General features: G+C 34.6%; 2 protein-coding genes. Both read right to left on the reverse strand.

Annotation, left to right across the window (positions count from 1 at the left end; translation table 11 throughout):
* Positions 1-150 precede the first annotated feature (150 nt).
* Entirely contained in the window at positions 151-453 is a 303-nt protein-coding gene (locus C4S74_RS26180) for a hypothetical protein (protein WP_103998209.1), read from the reverse strand.
* Between the two features lies 1 nt (position 454).
* Positions 455-1,204 (reverse strand): type II toxin-antitoxin system death-on-curing family toxin (locus C4S74_RS26185; RefSeq protein WP_219819082.1); only part of this gene is annotated, 750 nt, incomplete at its 5' end.

Raw genomic sequence — 1,204 nt, forward strand, 5'->3', positions numbered from 1 at the left:
CTGGTCGTAGGTGTATATGTAAAAACCACCTCAACGATGGTTAGTCGTAAGGTGGCAAATATAATTTATCTCGAGTTACTCCTGTTCCTAGGTTTATTTTAAGTGATTTAATAAATGCCGTATACTTTTGTTTAACATTTTAGCATACTGTTAATTTACCCATTTCCAAACTCTTTTGGCATATTCTAAAATTATATATGCTGCACCTTCTAATAGATTTGAAGTATCTATCCTAATGGATTCTTCACTTCCTAATAAACTCCCAGAAACCAAGACCGTATAAGTATTTTCTTCCCTTTCACCGTCTAATTTTATAATTATCATCGATGAATCTGACTTTATTTTTTCAAATAAAGACAAGAAGTAATCAATTCCACCAAATGGCGGTTCTTCTGTTATCCTTATCCCCAGATATTCTTTTAATTCATCAAACTGTTTTTTACTTAGGCTCATACTAATACCCCCTTAAAGATTTTGCAATATTAGAAACATCTTTCAATTTACCGGTTGATATTTGGGAAATAACATCCTTCATTGCTGACTCGCTTACTCCAGTTGATATACCATTTCTGTTCATAAGTTCTTGTATCACTGATAATGCAGTTCTTTTATTTCCATTATCAAATGTATGATTATTTACTATTGATCTTGTAATCGCCGCTGTTTTATTCCAAAATCCATCGTATCTTGATGCATTATCTAAAACAGATTCAATACTGCCGTTTAATTCAATTTGTCCATTATATGATTTGTTTATTGCTCTAATTTCATCAGCTGTAATACCATATTTAAATCCTTGTAAACCCTCCGTTCCTATTTTACCAGCAACACGGACACTTCCTGTAGTAGCCTCCACTGCACGTTCAATTGACTTGTATTTATTAGCCATTTGAACTACTAACTTCCCACCCTTAATTACCTTACCAACCGGGACAAACCCCAGTCCAGCTAAACTTTTGTCAGTTACAGAAGCGTTAGAATTAAGTAAGGTATTAATATCATCTAGAACTACAAAGTCTGCTATTGCTTTAGAACCTCTGTACACTGAGTCTGTCATCGTTAACCAAGCGTCATTTAGTTGATTAATCATTCCCTTACAATAATCGGTACCAGTTCCACCCAAGCCACATACATTGTGCCCACTCGGGTCGACATACTTCAAAGGATTATTCTCCACATACGTATACAAATTCAAACTCAGCGG

This window comes from Paenibacillus sp. UNC499MF, from assembly GCF_900107975.1.
GTDB lineage: Bacteria > Bacillota > Bacilli > Paenibacillales > NBRC-103111 > Paenibacillus_F.

Excerpts from the sequence above, each read along its gene's own strand:
- C4S74_RS26180 (WP_103998209.1), bottom strand. The coding sequence starts at position 453 with ATGAGCCTAAGTAAAAAACAGTTTGATGAATTAAAAGAATATCTGGGG.